At 66.7% G+C, this 16,171-nt stretch carries 18 protein-coding genes; 12 read left to right on the top strand and 6 right to left on the bottom strand.

Annotated features, from left to right (window positions below; genetic code table 11):
* Nucleotides 1-85: 85 nt before the first annotated feature.
* A complete protein-coding gene (locus AC1DYS_RS05250) occupies nucleotides 86-331 on the top strand; it encodes a hypothetical protein (RefSeq protein ID WP_477896724.1) in 246 nt (81 codons plus the stop codon).
* A gap of 27 nt (nucleotides 332-358) precedes the next feature.
* On the opposite strand, the gene AC1DYS_RS05245 is transcribed toward AC1DYS_RS05250, so the two are convergent.
* Complete coding sequence (locus tag AC1DYS_RS05245; protein ID WP_477896722.1) at nucleotides 359-517, bottom strand: hypothetical protein; 159 nt, start codon at nucleotides 515-517, stop codon at nucleotides 359-361.
* A 286-nt stretch (nucleotides 518-803) separates the two neighbouring features.
* Between AC1DYS_RS05245 and AC1DYS_RS05240 the strand changes: the two genes are divergently transcribed.
* The 11 genes from AC1DYS_RS05240 (at nucleotide 804) to AC1DYS_RS05190 (ending at nucleotide 12,912) form a co-directional block, all read left to right on the top strand.
* Nucleotides 804-1,529, top strand: coding sequence for a FadR/GntR family transcriptional regulator (locus tag AC1DYS_RS05240; RefSeq protein WP_477896720.1), 726 nt, complete (start codon nucleotides 804-806; stop codon nucleotides 1,527-1,529).
* Complete coding sequence (locus AC1DYS_RS05235) at nucleotides 1,526-2,452, top strand: SMP-30/gluconolactonase/LRE family protein (protein ID WP_477896718.1); 927 nt, start codon at nucleotides 1,526-1,528, stop codon at nucleotides 2,450-2,452. The genes AC1DYS_RS05240 and AC1DYS_RS05235 overlap by 4 nt, the downstream gene beginning before the upstream one ends.
* A 7-nt stretch (nucleotides 2,453-2,459) precedes the next feature.
* Nucleotides 2,460-3,389, top strand: a complete 930-nt coding sequence (locus tag AC1DYS_RS05230) for a YncE family protein (protein ID WP_477896716.1) — start codon at nucleotides 2,460-2,462, stop codon at nucleotides 3,387-3,389.
* Nucleotides 3,386-4,915, top strand: a complete 1,530-nt coding sequence (locus AC1DYS_RS05225; RefSeq protein WP_477896714.1) for a sugar ABC transporter ATP-binding protein — start codon at nucleotides 3,386-3,388, stop codon at nucleotides 4,913-4,915. Before AC1DYS_RS05230 ends, AC1DYS_RS05225 begins: the two co-directional genes overlap by 4 nt.
* Nucleotides 4,912-6,048 (top strand): ABC transporter permease, encoded by a 1,137-nt coding sequence (locus AC1DYS_RS05220; protein ID WP_477896712.1) that lies wholly within the window; start codon nucleotides 4,912-4,914, stop codon nucleotides 6,046-6,048. Before AC1DYS_RS05225 ends, AC1DYS_RS05220 begins: the two co-directional genes overlap by 4 nt.
* 22 nt (nucleotides 6,049-6,070) lie before the next feature.
* Nucleotides 6,071-7,180: an ABC transporter substrate-binding protein gene (locus AC1DYS_RS05215; RefSeq protein ID WP_477896710.1), complete on the top strand. Its 1,110-nt coding sequence runs from the start codon at nucleotides 6,071-6,073 to the stop codon at nucleotides 7,178-7,180.
* 66 nt (nucleotides 7,181-7,246) lie between these two features.
* On the top strand, nucleotides 7,247-8,290 hold the full coding sequence (locus tag AC1DYS_RS05210) for a 4-hydroxythreonine-4-phosphate dehydrogenase PdxA (protein ID WP_477896708.1): 1,044 nt from the start codon (nucleotides 7,247-7,249) through the stop codon (nucleotides 8,288-8,290).
* A 10-nt stretch (nucleotides 8,291-8,300) separates the two neighbouring features.
* The gene (locus AC1DYS_RS05205; protein WP_477896707.1) at nucleotides 8,301-9,497 is read left to right on the top strand and encodes an L-rhamnonate dehydratase; all 1,197 of its coding nucleotides are present in this window, start codon (nucleotides 8,301-8,303) and stop codon (nucleotides 9,495-9,497) included.
* Nucleotides 9,498-9,499: 2 nt separating this feature from the next.
* Nucleotides 9,500-10,537: a c-type cytochrome gene (locus tag AC1DYS_RS05200; RefSeq protein WP_477896705.1), complete on the top strand. Its 1,038-nt coding sequence runs from the start codon at nucleotides 9,500-9,502 to the stop codon at nucleotides 10,535-10,537.
* A gap of 3 nt (nucleotides 10,538-10,540) precedes the next feature.
* Nucleotides 10,541-11,470, top strand: coding sequence for a dihydrodipicolinate synthase family protein (locus AC1DYS_RS05195; protein WP_477896703.1), 930 nt, complete (start codon nucleotides 10,541-10,543; stop codon nucleotides 11,468-11,470).
* A 2-nt stretch (nucleotides 11,471-11,472) separates the two neighbouring features.
* Nucleotides 11,473-12,912: an aldehyde dehydrogenase family protein gene (locus tag AC1DYS_RS05190; RefSeq protein WP_477897278.1), complete on the top strand. Its 1,440-nt coding sequence runs from the start codon at nucleotides 11,473-11,475 to the stop codon at nucleotides 12,910-12,912.
* Between the two features lie 35 nt (nucleotides 12,913-12,947).
* Here AC1DYS_RS05190 and AC1DYS_RS05185 read toward each other — a convergent pair whose 3' ends face one another.
* From AC1DYS_RS05185 to AC1DYS_RS05165, 5 genes are read right to left on the bottom strand one after another with little or no spacing between them, the layout of a single operon-like run.
* A complete protein-coding gene (locus AC1DYS_RS05185) occupies nucleotides 12,948-13,361 on the bottom strand; it encodes a GFA family protein (RefSeq protein ID WP_477896701.1) in 414 nt (137 codons plus the stop codon).
* 39 nt (nucleotides 13,362-13,400) lie between these two features.
* Entirely contained in the window at nucleotides 13,401-13,865 is a 465-nt protein-coding gene (locus AC1DYS_RS05180; RefSeq protein WP_477896699.1) for an SRPBCC family protein, read from the bottom strand.
* Nucleotides 13,862-14,191 (bottom strand): ArsR/SmtB family transcription factor, encoded by a 330-nt coding sequence (locus AC1DYS_RS05175; protein WP_477896697.1) that lies wholly within the window; start codon nucleotides 14,189-14,191, stop codon nucleotides 13,862-13,864. Before AC1DYS_RS05175 ends, AC1DYS_RS05180 begins: the two co-directional genes overlap by 4 nt.
* Nucleotides 14,192-14,228: 37 nt before the next feature.
* On the bottom strand, nucleotides 14,229-15,308 hold the full coding sequence (gene rtcA, locus AC1DYS_RS05170; RefSeq protein ID WP_477897276.1) for an RNA 3'-terminal phosphate cyclase: 1,080 nt from the start codon (nucleotides 15,306-15,308) through the stop codon (nucleotides 14,229-14,231).
* Nucleotides 15,309-15,321: 13 nt separating this feature from the next.
* Nucleotides 15,322-16,143 (bottom strand): nucleotidyltransferase domain-containing protein, encoded by an 822-nt coding sequence (locus AC1DYS_RS05165; protein ID WP_477896695.1) that lies wholly within the window; start codon nucleotides 16,141-16,143, stop codon nucleotides 15,322-15,324.
* Nucleotides 16,144-16,171 lie beyond the last annotated feature (28 nt).

Here is a 16,171-nt window from a genome sequence, read left to right as displayed (position 1 = left end):
CCTGACAAAATGACCGGCACTCGGGCCTCGCCTCTGTTCATTGCGACGAGTGGGCCCCAAGGTGACGTGAGCAAAGGACTTGCAAATGGACTGGATCGAGCTGCTTCAGCGATTCGCCCCCGATTCGCTGCTCGGGATGGGGTCGCTCATCGTGCTGGTGAGCAGCTGCATCGCCCAACGCAGGCTGAGCAGAAAGCTCTGGGACTGGCAGGGCCACAAGGCCTATCTCGAAGAGATCCGATCCGCCATCAGCAGCCAGTCTCGCGACCAAGCCATCGGCTTCTTGCTGTTCGCGGTCGGCTTCGCGATGAAGTTGTTCTGGACCGCCTGAGCGGCCACTCGGCGGCGGAGCAGACGCTCAGGGCTTCTTCGCCACGCCTAGCTTAATGAGCAGGCGCACGTATTCAACCTGAGCGTGCAAGACCTCCATCTCCCGCTTTAGCTCGAGCCATTGGTTGACCTTGGCCTCGATGGCTGCGTTGGACTGCGGTTCGCGTGGGGTGTCAGGCGTGTTCATGCCTCACATCGTGTCGGCGCATGACCCGCGAATCAACCCCGTAACTTGGTGCGCTTGCTACCGACGGTAAGCGGCCACCGAATGCAAGCGAACTGACCGTCACGGATGAGCCTGCGCTTGCTTCCCACCCCAAGCTGAACCGGGAGTGACGAGAGCAGCCGAAGAGCACTGACTCGGCGAGCACACCCTCGGGTTATCCCGAGGTGGAGTTTTCAAGTCAACTGGTACTCTTACCAGACCAGTAGGCCAGTTCATCATCGATTCCTGTAGTCATCTGTAATCACCCATGGAACTCATCGCCCGCATCCCCGGGGACAAAGGTCAGATCGGCAAACGGACGGTCAAGGACCAGATCAGCGACAAGCTGATCTACATGATCCATTCCGGCTTGCTGCGCGTCGGCGACGAGCTGCCTTCGGAACGCGAGTTGGCCGCCACGCTGGGCGTGTCGCGCGAGACGGTGCGCGCGGCGATGGGCGTGTTGCAGGCGCGCAAGATGATCGAAGTGAGCCAGGGCGCGCGCACCCGCGTGCTGGGCACCGGGCCGTATTCGTTGCACGAGTCCGTGAGCACGCTGAGCAACCTGAAGGACCGCTCGTTCGAAGAGGTCGCCGAGGCACGCGCCGCGGTCGAGGTGCAGGTGATCTGGCTCGCCGCGCAGCGCATCAACAACAACGAGCTGGCGCGCCTAGCCACGCTGGTGCACGACCAGGAAGCGATGCTGCGTGACCCGGTGCGCTTCCAGATCTCTGACCGCGAGTTCCATGCAACGCTGTACCAGGCCTGCGGCAACGCGCTGCTCGTCGACGTGGTGTCCGACTTCTACGACTACGCGCTCGAGTTCCGGCGCCGCGCGCTGCAACGGCCGGGCGCGATCGCACACAGCGTGGCCGAGCACCGCGGCATCGTCGAGGCACTGAAGACGCGCAAGCCCGAGGCTGCCGTGGCCGCGGCGCGCAAGCACCTGGAGCAGGTGCGCCGCACCACGCTCGACGAGATGAGCGCGCCATGAATGACGTGATCGTGTTCGACCCTCGCGCGGCCGAGCTCGGCCGCGCCGGTGAAGCACTGGAGCGCCTCGCCACCGGCGCGACCTGGAGCGAAGGCCCGGTGTGGATGCATGAAGACGGCAGCGTGCTGTGGAGCGACATTCCCGCCAACCGCATGTTGCGCTGGCACCCGCGCGACGGGATGAGCGTCTGGCGCGACCAGGTCGAATTCACCAATGGCCACACCCGCGAGGCCGATGGTTCGCTGCTGCACTGCTCGCATGGCCTGCGCGCGATCGTGCGCACGCGCTTTGGCGCCAGCCTGGCCGACACGAATGACGAAGTGCTCGTCAGCCACTACCAGGGCCGGCGCCTGAATTCACCCAATGACATCGTCGTGAAGCGCGACGGCACGATCTGGTTCACCGACCCGCCCTACGGCATCTTGTCCAACTTCGAAGGCCACCAGGCCGAGTCCGAGCTGGGCGACAACTACGTGTTCCGCTTCGACCCGGCCAGTGGTGCGCTCGACGTGGTCAGCAGCTTCGTCGAAGAACCCAACGGCCTGGCGTTCTCGCCCGACGAATCGGTGCTGTATGTGTCCGACACCTCGGCGGCGCTGCGCACCGACGGCAGCGGCCACCACCACATCGTCACGTTCGACGTGGTCGCCGGCCGCACGCTCGCGAACCCGCGCATCTTCGCGGTCGTGAGCCCGGGCGTGTCCGATGGCTTTCGCCTCGACGCGCGTGGCTGGCTCTACACCAGCAGCGCCGACAGCGTGCAGGTTTATCACCCCGACGGCACGCGCCTGGCCGCGATCCCCGTGCCCGAGAAGGTCGGCAACCTTAGCTTCGGCGGCGTGGAGCGCGACGAGCTCTACATCTGCGCGAGCACGTCGCTGTACCGCATCCGCCTGAACGCGTGCGGCCTCCAAACTCCCTGAGGACAACATGAGCCGAGACACCCTCCTGCTGGTCGAGAAATGCGCGCACTGCTTCAGCTGGTACGACCTGGAGTCGGGTGAGCGCCTGCGCACCTTGCAGCTGCCCGACTTTCCACATGAGTTCGTCACCGACCGTGACGCGCGTTTCGCCTATGTCGGCCACTACGGCGTCGAAACGTCCGGCCACACCGGCGCGGGGGGCCACTCCGTCATCCAGATCGACATTCGTTCGGCCCAACTGGTACGGTCTATAGACCTGTACCCGTTCAACCGGATCCACGGCCTGCAGATCGACGCACAGGACCGGCTCTACGCGCTCAGCGAAGAGAAGGCCACGCTGCTGGTGCTCGACGAACCGGCGACCGATGCCGCTGCGAAACGCGCCGTGCCGTCGGGCGGCATCAAGAGCCACCTGTTCGCATTGACGCGCGACGGCCAGACCGCCTACTGCATGAACCTGCTGAGCCACACCGTGACCAAGGTGAAGCCGTGGGACCCGCTGTTCCAGCCGGTGGCCTGCCACCCGGGCCAGAAGCCCGAGGGCTACTGCCTGAGCGACGACGAGCGCACGCTGTTCGTCAGCAACCGCTGGAGCAACACGCTCTGCGCGATCGACACCGACACGATGACGGTGCGCCACTCTGCCGCCTCGCGCGACGACGTGACGCGCATCCACCGCGCGCACGATGGCCGCCTGTTCACCAGCAACTATGGTGACCGCAGCCTCTCGGTGGTGGACCCACTCACGCTCGAAGAGACCGGCTACCTCCCGCTCGGCGCGCGTGCGATCGCGCTGTCGTTCCACCCGACCAAGCCGCTCGCGTTCATCTCGCTCGACGACGACCGCGTGGCCATGCTCGACACGCAGGCGATGCGCATCGTGCGTTTCATCGCCACGCAGCGCGAGCCCGACGTGTCGAAGGTGGTGTTGCTGTGAGCGCGGCCTTACTGGAATTCCGCAACATCAGCAAACGCTTCGGCGGCACGCAGGCCGTCGATGCCGTCAGCTTCGACGTGCACGCCGGCGAAATCGTCGCGCTGCTGGGAGAGAACGGCGCCGGCAAGTCGACGCTGATCAAGCTCTTGGCCGGCATCTTCCCCATCGACAGCGGCGAGATGCGCTTCGACGGCCAGCCTGAATCGGCGTGGCGCAGCAGCGATCGCGCCCGCCAACCGGTCGCCTTCATCCATCAAGACCTCGGGCTCGTCGAGTGGATGACGGTGGCCGAGAACGTCGCGCTCGGCATGGGCTACCCGCGCCGCTTCGGCCTGATCGACTGGAGCGCCGCACGCGCCACCGCGCGCCGCGTGATGAGCCGCGTCGGCTGCGACATCGACCCCGACCGCCGCATCTTCTCCCTCACGCGCGCCGAGAAATCTCTGCTCGCGATCGGCCGCGCACTCGAAGTGCAAGCGCGCCTGCTGGTACTCGACGAACCGTCTGCCAGCCTGCCGATGGCCGACGTAGAGCGCCTGTTCGGCGTGCTGCGCGAGCTGCGCCGCCAGGGCATGGCGATGATCTATGTCTCGCACCGACTCGACGAGGTGATGGCCATCTCCGACCGCGCCGCGGTCATGCGCGACGGCAAGCTGGTCGCGGTGCGCACCACGGTGCAGACCAGCGAGAGCCAACTCGTCGACCTGATCGTCGGCAAGGCGCTGGCGTCCACCGTTGCGAAGGCAAAACCGGCGACGCAGAGCGAGACCGTGCTGCAACTCGACCAGGCTGCGAGCGGCAACGCCGGGCCGGTCAGCTTCGCGGTGCGGCGCGGCGAGGTCGTCGGCCTGATTGGGCTGCGCGGCGCGGGGCACGAGGCGATCAGCCGCGCGCTGTTCGGGCGCGAGCCGCTGTCGGCCGGGCGCATGGCGCTGTTCGGCCGCGACGCGGTGTTCCGCACCTCGGCCGATGCGATCCGCGCGGGTGTGGCCTATGTGGCGGGCGAGCGGCTTGAAGAGAACCTGGCCGGCTCGATGTCGGTGCTCGAGAACCTGTTCCCGCACCCGTCGCTGCACGGCGACCGCGGGCTGTCGCTCGACCGGCGGCGCCAGGAGCACGACACCGCGATGTCGCTGATCCAGCGCTTCGATGTGAACCCACCGGCGCCGCATGCTGAGGTGCACCAGCTCTCGGGCGGCAACCAGCAGAAGGTCGTGCTGGCGCGCTGGTTTCACCTCGACAAGCCGCTGGTTGTGCTGGAGGAGCCGACGGCCGGCGTGGACGTCGGCGCCAAGCGCCAGATCTACGGCGTGCTGCGCGAGCGCGCCGAAGTGGGCAGCGCGCTGATCGTGGTCTCGACCGACTTCGAGGAAGTGGCCACCGTCTGCACCCGCGTGCTGGTGTTCCGCAACGGCCTGATCGCGGCCGAACTCACCGGCGATGACATCACGGTCGAACGCCTGCTCGCGCTCGCCGCTGGCGGCGCCGCGCATCAGACCTCACAAGAAATGGAGACAACAGCATGACGACCTCGATGAAATCCACCGCGCTCGAACCCGACCGCGCGCTCGACGGCGAGGCGATCTCGCTGATGCAACACCTCGGCCGCGCGATGCCGGTGTACGGCCTCGTCGTGCTGACCGTCGGTCTCGCGCTGCTGTTCTCGCTGCTGCTGCCCGACACCTTCCCGACGCTGTTCAACCTGCGCGCGATCCTCGCCGACAAGTCGGTGATCGCGCTGCTCGCTCTGGCCGCGACGATCCCGATGATCACCGGCAAGATCGATCTGACGGTGGGCTACGGCATCGTGCTGTGGCACATCCTGGCAATCAGCCTGCAGACCAAGCTCGGCGTGCCGTGGCCACTGGCGGTGCTGATCGTCGTCGCGTGCGCGGCGCTGTTCGGTGTGCTCAATGGCTTGCTGGTTGAACTCGCGCAGATCGACTCGTTCATTGCGACCTTGGGCACCGGCACCGTGATCTATGCGGTGGCGATGTGGCACAGCGGTGGCCGCCAGGTGGTTGGTGACCTGCCCGATGGCTTCGTCGGCATCGCCGGCGGCAGCCTGCTCGGGCTGCCGGTCGGTGCGTTCTACGTGCTCGCCGTGAGCGTGGCGATGTGGCTGGTCACCGAGTTCACACCGCTCGGCCGCGCGCTCTACGTGATTGGCGCGAACCCGAAGGCGGCGCAGCTCAACGGCATCGCGGTGCGCAAGCATGTGATGGGCGCTTTCGTCGCATCGGGTGCGCTGTCGGGCTTTGCCGGCGTGCTGCTGGCCTCGCGCCTGCAGATCGGCCAGGCGAGTGTCGGCCTCGAGTTCCTGCTGCCGGCGCTGGTCGGCGCCTTCCTCGGTTCGACGACGATCCGCCCCGGGCGCGTCAACGTCTGGGGCACGCTGGTCGGTGTGGCGATCCTTGCGATCGGCATCTCGGGCATCCAGCAGTTCGGCGGCGCCTTCTATGTCGAACCGCTGTTCAACGGCCTGACGCTGCTGGTCTCCATCGGCATCGCCGGCTGGGCGCAGCAGCGCCGCAATGTGTCGATCAAGCGGCGCATCGCCGCACGCCAGCTCGGCGCCGTTGTGCCCGAGCACGCACCCGGCCAGGTCGCCTCGGCCTCCCCTTCCCCCCAAGCCGCGAGCCAAGCGGCAGCCCACTGAAGCAACCCCAGGAGACATTCCCATGAACAAGAACTTCTCGCGCCTCGGCGCGTTGGCCTTCGCGCTTGCGACCGCCGGTTTTGTCAGCCAAGCGCTGGCCGATGACTTCCTCGAAGCCGCAAAGCAAAAGGTGGCGGTCGCCACGATGTCGAAGGAAAAGTGGGACGGCCCCAGCAGCGGCCCGAAGGCCGCCGCCGGCAAGACCATCGTGTTCGTCGCCGGTGACCTGAAGAACGGCGGCATCCTCGGTGTCTCCAAGGGTGTCGAAGAAGCCGGCAAGGCGATCGGCTGGAGCGTGCGCGTGATCGACGGCCAGGGAACGGTCAGCGGCCGAACCGCCGCGCTGAACCAGGCGCTGGCGCTGAAGCCGGGCGGCATCATCGTCGGCGGCTTCGACACCACCGAGCAAAAGGTCGCGTTCGAGAACGCCGCGAAGTCGGGCCTGCCGCTGGTCGGCTGGCACTCGGGCGAAAAGCCGGGGCCGAACGACAAGGCCGGGCTGTTCGCCAACGTCACCACCGTCACCGACGACGTGGCCGACGTGGCCGCCTCGTGGGCGGTGGTTGACTCCGGCGGCAAGGCCGGCGTTGTGATCTTCACCGACTCGCAGTACGCGATCGCGCTCTACAAGGCGCGCGCAATGGAGGCGGTGATCAAGAAGTGCGGCGGCTGCACCGTGCTGAGCTTCGAAGACAGCCCGATCGCCGAGAGCTCGACCCGCATGCCGCAGCTCACGACCTCGCTGCTGCAGCGCTTCGGCGACAAGTGGACGCACTCGCTCGCGATCAACGACCTGTACTTCGACTTCATGGGCCCGTCGCTCTCCGCGGCCGGCAAGAAGGGTGACGGCAGCCCGAAGGCCGTGTCGGCCGGTGACGGCTCGGAGGCCGCGTACCAACGCATTCGCAGCAAGCGCTACCAGGCCGGCACCGTGCCCGAGCCGCTGAACATGCAGGGCTGGCAGATCGTCGACGAGCTGAACCGCGCGTTCAACAAGGCGCCGTGGTCAGGCTACGTACCAAAGGTGCACCTGGTGACGGCCGAGAACGTCACGAAGGACGGCGGGCCGAAGAACCTGTTCGACCCGGACAACGGCTACCGCAACGCCTACAAGACGATCTGGGGCAAGTGAGCCTGCCCCTCCCGCAACCGCCTTCCCCGTCCGCACGAGGAAGGCCTCAATGAAGCGCCACTGTCCATGACCGATCCATCACTCCCCGTCGTCGCGCTGACCCTGGGCGACCCCGCCGGCATCGGCTCCGAGCTGATCGCTCGCCTGCTCTCGCGCACCGAGCGCATCGCTGCGGCCAACGTCGTGCTGATTGGCGACCCGTGGCTGTGGGAAGAAGGCCAGCGTGTGGCCGGCCTGCGCGTGGCGACCACGCCGGTCGCGTCGTTCGCGGCCGTTCGTGCGCGGCCCGACGCAGCCACGCCGGCGTTCCTGGCCGTGGACACGGTGCTGCCTGAGCAGGTGCACCGTGCGCAACCCGCGGCGCCGGGCGGCGCCTCGGTGCTCGCGGTGCTCGACCTCTGTATGGACGCAGCGCTCGCGCGCGAGATCGACGCCATCTGCTTCGCGCCGCTGAACAAGTACGCGATGAAGCTCGGCGGCCTGAAGCACGAGGACGAGCTGCACCACTTCGCGCAGCACCTCGGCGTGACCGGCTACTTCTGCGAGTTCAATACGCTGGAGGGCTTGTGGACTTCGCGCGTGTCTTCGCATGTGCCGCTGAAGGACGCTCCGAAGTACCTCGACCAAGGTCGCATCATCGACGCGGCGACGCTGATCTACCGCTCGCTGCAGGCCAACGGCGTGGCACGGCCGCGCGTGGCGGTGGCCGGCTTCAATCCGCACAACGGCGATGGCGGCACCTGCGGGCGCGAAGAGATCGACATCATCGAACCCGCGGTGCGCGAGCTCAACGCGCGCGGCGTCGAGGTCGTCGGCCCCTACCCGGCCGACACCATCTTCTTGAAGGCGCGCGACGGCGAGCTCGACGCGATCGTGACCATGTACCACGACCAGGGCCAGATCGCGATCAAGCTGATGGGCTTCTCGAAGGGCGTGACGGTGCAGGGCGGCCTGCCCGTGCCGATCACGACGCCGGCTCACGGCACCGCCTACGACATCGCCGGCCAGGGCCGCGCGAATGTGGACGCCACCGCGAACGCCTTCGACATCGCCTGCCGCATGGGCCGCGCGTACCGCGCCGGCCAGTCCCTCTTCGGTCAACCTCAGTGAAAGCCTCACGATGAAAATCAAGTCCGTCCGCGCCCGCGTCTTCGAATGGAAAGGCAAGACCGTTCCGCCGCAAGGCAACTTCTGTTCGAACGCGATGGACCTCGTGTACGACAACCGCGCCAATGCGCATGCAGCGGGCCAGGACACGATGAACACCTTCCGCTTCCACGGCTGGACCGTGGTCGAGGTGGAGACCGATGACGGCATCGTCGGCCTGGGCAACGTGGCGCTCGCGCCGAAGATCGCCAAGGCCATCATCGACGAGTACCTCGCGCCGCTCGTGCTCGACCAGGACCCGTGGGACTACGAGTACCTGAACCAGCGCATGTACCGCGCCACGCATGCCTGGGGCCGCAAGGGCGTGAGCATGGCGGCGATCTCGGCGGTCGACATCGCCATCTGGGACATCCTCGGCAAGAGCGTCAACAAGCCGGTGTTCAAGCTGCTGGGCGGGCGCACGAAGGAGAAGATCCCCTGCTACTACAGCAAGCTCTACCGCACCGACCTGAAGGAGATGCAGGCCGAGGCGGCAAGGTTCCTGGACCAGGGCTTCAAGGCCTTCAAGATGCGCTTCGGCTATGGCCCGGCGCACGGCCAGAAGGGCGTGGTCGAGAACCTGAAGTCGGTCGAGGCGGTGCGTGAAGTGATCGGCTACGAGAACGACCTGATGCTCGAGTGCTACATGGGCTGGAACCTCGAGTACGCCAAGCGCATGCTGCCCAAGCTCGAGAAGTACCAGCCGCGCTGGCTCGAAGAGCCGGTGATCGCCGACGACATCGACGGCTATGCCGAGCTGAACCAGCTCACCAGCATCCCGATCTCGGGCGGCGAGCATGAGTTCAGCCTGTACGGCTTCAAGCAGCTGCTCGACAAGAAGGCGGTCTCGGTGGTGCAGTACGACACCAACCGCGTGGGCGGCATCACCATGGCGCACAAGATCAACGCGCTGTGCGAGGCCTACAGCGTGCCGGTGATTCCGCACGCCGGCCAGATGCACAACTACCACCTGACGATGAGCAGCCTGAACTGCCCCATCAGCGAGTACTTCCCGATCCACGACGTGGAAGTCGGCAACGAACTTTTCTACTACATCTTCGACGGCGACCCGGCGGCGGAGAACGGCTTCCTGCAGCTCGACGACCACAAGCCGGGCCTGGGCTTGACGCTGAAGACCGAGTACCTCGACCAGTTCAGCATCACGGGGTGAGCATGCGCCGCGTCATCTCCCTGGCCGTGACCTTGGCCGGCTTCGCGCTGGGCAGCGCACACGCCTTCGACATTGCCCCGCACCGCGTCGGCGACAGCCTCGACACCGCCGCAGCCCAGGCGCTGCTGGCGCGCTACGAAGCGCGGGCCAAGCAGCCGTGGCGCGAGCCAGATGAATCGCGCATCCCCGCCGGGCCGGAGGGCGCGCAGATCCGCGAGGGCATCGACCTCTTGCGCAACACCTCGCGGCGTGTCGGCAAGCTGGCGCCCGATGCCGCCAAGCGCATGAACTGGAACAGCCTCAATTGCGTGAACTGCCACCAGGCCGGGCCGTCGGGCCTGCCGGGCAGCAAGATGTACACACTGCCGCTGGTCAATGCCGTCAACGACTACCCGAAGTTCGACATCAAGTCGGGCAAGGTGATCTCGCTCGAGCAACGCGCGCTCGGCATGTTTGGTGCCGGCGCGGTGCCGATCAAGGCCGACACGCCCGAGTTCCAGGCCATCATGGCCTACCTGCGCTGGCTCAGCCGCGACACGGTGCCGGGCGCCGCGATGGTGGGCAGCGGCTTGATGCCGATCACCCCGCTCGCGCGTGCCGCCGATCCGAAGCGCGGCAAGCCGCTGTTCGAGGCCAAGTGCCAGGTCTGCCATGGTGCCGATGCCACGGGCCAGCGCCAGGCCGACTTCGCCGCGGGCGGCGGCTACCTGTTCCCGCCGCTGGCCGGAAGCGACACCTACGACAACGCGGGCCACATGTTCGCGGTGCCGCTGCTGGCGCGCTACATCGCCGCGTCGATGCCGCTCGGCGCGACCCACGACAAGCCGCAGTTGACGGCCGCCGAGGCGCTCGACATCGCGGCCTATGTGAACGACGACAGCACGCCGCGCGGCCAAAACCCGAACCGCCCCAAGCTCTACCCGGACGCGGCGTTGCGGCCGCAGGGTTACGCCATTCCCGAGCACTACGCCGGCCAGCCGCCCGAGGCCTACCAACGCGCCAAGTTCGGCCCCTTCCGCAATGTCAACGAAGACTACTGACCGATGAGCTCACTCAAGACGCCACGCTACCGGGGCGTGTTCCCGGTCGCGCCGACCACGTTCACCGAGACCGGCGAGCTCGACCTCGCGAGCCAGAAGCGCTGCATCGATTTCATGATCGATGCGGGCTCGAACGGCATCTGCATCCTGGCGAACTTCTCCGAGCAGTTCGTGCTTGCCGACGACGAGCGCGAACTGCTGACGAAGACCATCCTCGAACACGTGGCCGGCCGCGTGCCGGTGATCGTGACGACGACGCACTTCAGCTCCAAGGTGTGCGCCGAGCGCAGCCGCCGTGCGCAAGACATGGGCGCCGCGATGCTGATGGTTATGCCGCCGTACCACGGCGCCACCTTCCGCGTGCCGGAGCCGCAGATCTTCGAGTTCTGCGCACAGCTGTCGGATGCGGTCGACATTCCGATCATGATCCAGGACGCACCTGCGAGCGGCACGGTGCTGTCGCCGGCCTTCCTCGCGCGCATGGCCCGCGAGATCGAGCACGTGGCGTATTTCAAGATCGAGACGGCCGGTGCCGCGTCGAAGCTGCGCGAACTGATCCGGCTCGGCGGCGACGCGATCGAAGGCCCGTGGGATGGCGAAGAAGCCATCACGCTGCTGCCCGACCTCGATGCCGGCGCGACCGGCGCGATGACCGGCGGCGCGTACCCGGATGGCATCCGCCGCATCGTGGATGCGTACGCCCGCGGCGATCGCGAGACGGCCGTGGCCGAGTACCAGCGCTGGCTGCCGCTGATCAACTGCGAGAATCGCCAAGGCGGCCTGCTCGCCGCCAAGGCACTGATGAAGGAAGGTGGCGTGATTGCCTGCGAAGCGCCACGCCATCCGCTGCCTGCAATGCACCCCGACACACGCGCCGGGCTGATCGAGACGGCGCAGCGGCTCGATCCGATGGTGCTTCACTGGGAACCATGACCATGACGAACTTTCCGAACCTGATCAACGGCGAATGGGTGGCTGGCGCGGGCGAGTTGCCCAACATCAACCCGTCGGATACCAGTGACGTGATCGGCTTGTACGCACAAGCCAACGCAGCGCAAGCAGAGGCCGCGATCGCGGGCGCGCAGGCAGCGTTCCCGGCCTGGAGCCGCAGCACGCCGCAGCAGCGCTTCGACGTGCTCGATGCGGTAGGCAGCGAGATTCTTGCGCGCAAGGACGAGATCGGCCGGCTGCTGTCGCGCGAAGAGGGCAAGACCTTGCCCGAAGGCATCGGCGAGACGGTGCGCGCGGCCATGATCTTCAAGTTCTTCGCCGGCGAGGCGCTGCGCTGCGGCGGCGAGGTGATCCCGTCGGTGCGACCGGGGGTCGGCGTCGAGATCTTTCGCCAGCCGGTCGGCGTGGTCGGGCTGATCGCCCCGTGGAACTTCCCCATTGCGATCCCTTCGTGGAAGATCGCGCCGGCGCTGGCCTACGGCAACTGCGTCGTCTTCAAGCCGGCCGAGCTGGTGCCCGGCTGCAGCTGGACGCTGGCCGACATCCTGCACCGCTGCGGCGCGCCCAAGGGCGTGTTCAACCTTGTGATGGGGCCGGGGCAGATCGTCGGCAACACGCTGGTCAGTTCACCGAAGGTCGACGCGATCAGCTTCACCGGCTCCGTCCCCACCGGGCGGCGCATCATCGCCGCCTGTGCGAGCCGTGGCGCGAAGGTGCAGGCCGAGATGGGCGGCAAGAACCCGCTGGTGGTGCTCGATGACGCCGACCTCGGTGTGGCGGTGAACGCCGCAGTGCAGAGCGCGTATTTCTCGACCGGCCAGCGCTGCACGGCATCGAGCCGCATCGTCGTCACCGAAGGCATCCACGATCGTTTCGTCGCTGCGGTGATCGAGAAACTGTCGACGCTCAAGATCGACCATGCGCTGAAGGCCGGCACCGATGTCGGGCCCGTGGTCGACCAGCGCCAGCTGGCCAGCAACCTGAAGTACATCGACATCGCGCGCGCCGAGGGCGGCCTCGTGGCTTTCGGCGGCGAGCCGCTGACGCGCGAGACGGCCGGGTTCTTCCAGCAGCCGGCACTGATCACCGAAACGACGAACGCGATGCGCATCAACCGCGAAGAGGTGTTCGGCCCGGTCGCCAGCGTCGTTCGCGCCAGGGACTACGACGAGGCGCTGCACCTGGCCAACGACACCGAGTTCGGTCTCTCGTCGGGCATCTGCACGACCTCGCTCAAGTACGCGACGCACTTCAAGCAACACGCACAGGCCGGCATGGTGATGGTCAACCTGCCCACCGCCGGGGTGGACTACCACGTTCCCTTCGGTGGCCGCAAAGGCTCTAGCTACGGGTCGCGCGAGCAGGGCACGTATGCGCGCGAGTTCTACACGACGGTGAAGACGGCGTACACCGCGGCCGGGTGAACCGCCAGCCGGTCGAGGCCTGAGCGGCCCGCCGGTCACATGGGCGGCATCTTGTCGAACTTCATCAACGCGGGGTCGAGAAGGTCCCAGGCGTGTCCGCGCACGGCGTAGGTCACGGCCTGCGGCTTGTAGCGGCCCGGGTCGTCGAGACTGGCGGCGTGCACGGTGAACACGTCGGGCATCGCGGAGAAGGTCATGTAGACCGGTGACCCGCAGGTGGGGCAGAAGGCGCGTGTCTTCACATGGCCGCTGTCAGCGACGATGTCCCAGTGGGTTGCTGCCCCAGCTTGTTCCACGCCCTGACGCGGGAAGCTCAAGTACGACCCATGCCCCGTGCCGCTCTTGTGCTGGCAGTCGCGGCACTGGCAGTGGTTCTGGAACAAGGGTTCGGCGGCGATGTGAAAGCGGATCGCGCCGCAGGCGCATCCGCCGGTGTAGGCCTGGGTCATGACTGTTTCTCCTGCAGATGAATGTTCGTGACGTGCGCGTTAGTGCAGTTCGCCGGCCACCGTGCCGAGCTTCTGCACCACCTTCGGCCAGCCACCGCCCATGCTCTTGAGCGCCGAGTCGTTCTTCGGCGTGATGAAGCCGGAATGCACGAGGTGAAGCCGCGTGCCGCCTTCGACGCGTGAAAGCGTCCACGTGACGACGGTATCGAGCGGCGCGCCGTAGCCAACGTTCGACTCGTGGCCGCCCTTCCAGGCATAAGCGAGGCGCTCGTTCGGGATCACCTCCAGCACCTCGCAGTGAATGACGCCGTCCCAGGCGCCGCCGGGCGTCGTCTGGAAGGTGAAGCGCGTGCCGGTCACGGGCTCGAAGCCGGTCGGCACCATGATCCAGCGGCCGATCAGATTGCCGTCCGTCAGCGCTTTCCAGATCGTCTCGGGCGCATGCGGGAAGACTTCGTCGACGACGATCTCCTGCATGTCCATCTTCAAGGCGGCGTCGTTCATGGGTCGATTTCCTTCAACAGGTTTCGGAGGTCGGCGAAGCTGTCGCGCCAGAAGACGCCGTAGTGGCTCATCCAGTCGACCAGCGGTGCGAGCCCCTTTGCTTCGGGGCGGTAGAAGACGTTGCGGCCCTGTGCGCGATCGGCCACCAGGCCGGCCTGCTTCAGCGAGCGCAGGTGTTGGGAGACGGCCGACTGCGTCACGCCGCTGCCGCTCGTCAGCTCGGCGACGCTGATCTCGCCTGACTGGATGATCCGTTCGAAGACGGCCCGCCGGGTGGGGTCGGCGAGCGTGCGCATGACAGCGTCGAGGGGAGCGGCTTCGGGCATGGCTTCATATTAGCCACTGCTAATTCATCAGTCAATGCTAATTTGTCACGGTGGTGGGCGCCACTGCAGTCACCTCAGCAACCCTCTGCGCAACTTGCACGTGCCAACCAGCCTCACCTTCGCGAATGGCAACTCGCACCGGCAGAAACCCTTCGATGACGCCAGCGTTGGTTCGGGCGTGTTCCGTCATCTCCGTGCAGGTGAAAGCCGCTGAACCGCCGCGCTTCCAGACCGCCAAGGCGAGTGGCAGCATCCACTGGTCTGCCAGATGAGGACCGAGCGCGCCTGGGCTTGTCTGGTACGTCGTCACCTCGCGGGCCAATGCCCGGGCGACCTGCTCAGCGCTGACGCCTCGCTCGCCGAAAGCCGTGGCAAGCTCGCTGACGTTCTCATGGGTGAGCGTGACCATCAACGCGTTGCCCGGCCCTTCGTTCTGCCGCACTGGTGGCGTGCGCAGCTGCTCGCCTGACCAGCTGAGGGCACGTGCCAGTGCCGACAGTTCGCGCGTGGCCACGGTGTGCGGCAGGCCAGGGGCCAGGCATTCCGCATAGGCTTCGCGCAGAAGGCCGCGGTCTGTCAGGTCGAAAGGCAGCAGGCCATCCGTCGCCGGCTGCACTTGCGCCCAGACCTCGCCGCCACCGGCAGGGTAGAAGCCGTGGCGACGCAGCTCCAGCGTGAGGCCAACACCCAGACGGCGCAGCAACGGCGCAAAGCAACGCTCGAGAAAGTGGAACGGCGGCGCCATCGGGTTGTGTGTGCCGCCGCCCAGCATGAGGCGGCTGGGCTGGGCTGCAAGCATCAACGCCGGCAAGACCGTCTGAAGCACCAGCGTGCAACTGCCTGCAGTACCGACATTGAAGGTGTAGTCGCCCGCACGCACAGCGCCCGGTTCGAAGACCAGGGTGGCAGAGCCCAGCTCGGCACCGTCGACCTTGGCACCACAGACGGCGACGGCCGCTTGCACGCAGGTGAGGTGCTGACGCATCAGGCCGGGCTTCGGGCGCTTTGCTCGGATGCGGTCGATCCGCACGGACTGCCCGGTGCACATGGCCAGCGCCAGCGCCGTGCGCAAGATCTGGCCACCACCTTCGCCGGTCGAGCCATCCAGTTGAATCATGTTCATCTCTCCCTCATTTGCTTCGTTCTTGTTCGTGTTTCAACACGGTCTCGGCCAGAAATGCATCCAGCCCAGCAGCATCTGCGCGTGACGTTTCGACGACGGTTTGCCCTGCCACGGCCGCCAGTTCGCTCTCGATGAAGTCGTGCAGCTCATTCCAACGCGGACTCGTGGCTGCCTCGCCGGCGCGCATCTTCACTTCGAGCAAGCGGTTGATCTCGGCGAGCACTGAACCGTCTTGAAGCGTGACTGCGGCCAGCTCCGCGAATCGCATGGGCGGCACCCCACGGCCAGCACGAATCCATCGCGCTGCCAGCAGCGGCCGCAGGACGTACAGGTACTTCTTGTAGCGCATGGTCTCGCCACGCAGGTGCTCACGAAAGTTCTTCTTCGCCATCGACACGTAGTGGTGGTAGCCGCGCACCGGTGAGAAGCCCTCGGTCGCCAGCACGCGCAGGCGCGCTGCCGCCTCAGCCTCCTCCCGGTAGACGATCGGCGAGCGCAGCCACTCGAGCAGCGTCGGGTTCGACTGCTGCAGCAGCTGCAGCGTCTTGCGCAGGTCCCAGCCGTTGACGTCGAGCTCGCCACTGATCGGCTGCTCGATCACGTCGCGACGCGGCTCGACCGTCAGGTACCACGGCAAGCGGTTCACGTAAACGAAGCGCACGTCGTAATCGCTGTCCGGTGACGCGAAGCCCCAGCCGCGGCTGCCGGATTCGCACGCGAACAGCACCTTCACCTCGTGCTCGGCCTCAAGCCGGCTCAGGCACTCGAGGATCTGCGTGCGCATCGCCGGCTCGACCGGATGCGCGCTGACCAATGTTTCGTTCTTCATGACTCTCTCCCTCCTGCTTCAACGAAGG

This window comes from Rhizobacter sp. P2_G4 (assembly GCF_056403575.1).
This window is presented reverse-complemented; position numbering and strand designations above follow the sequence as displayed.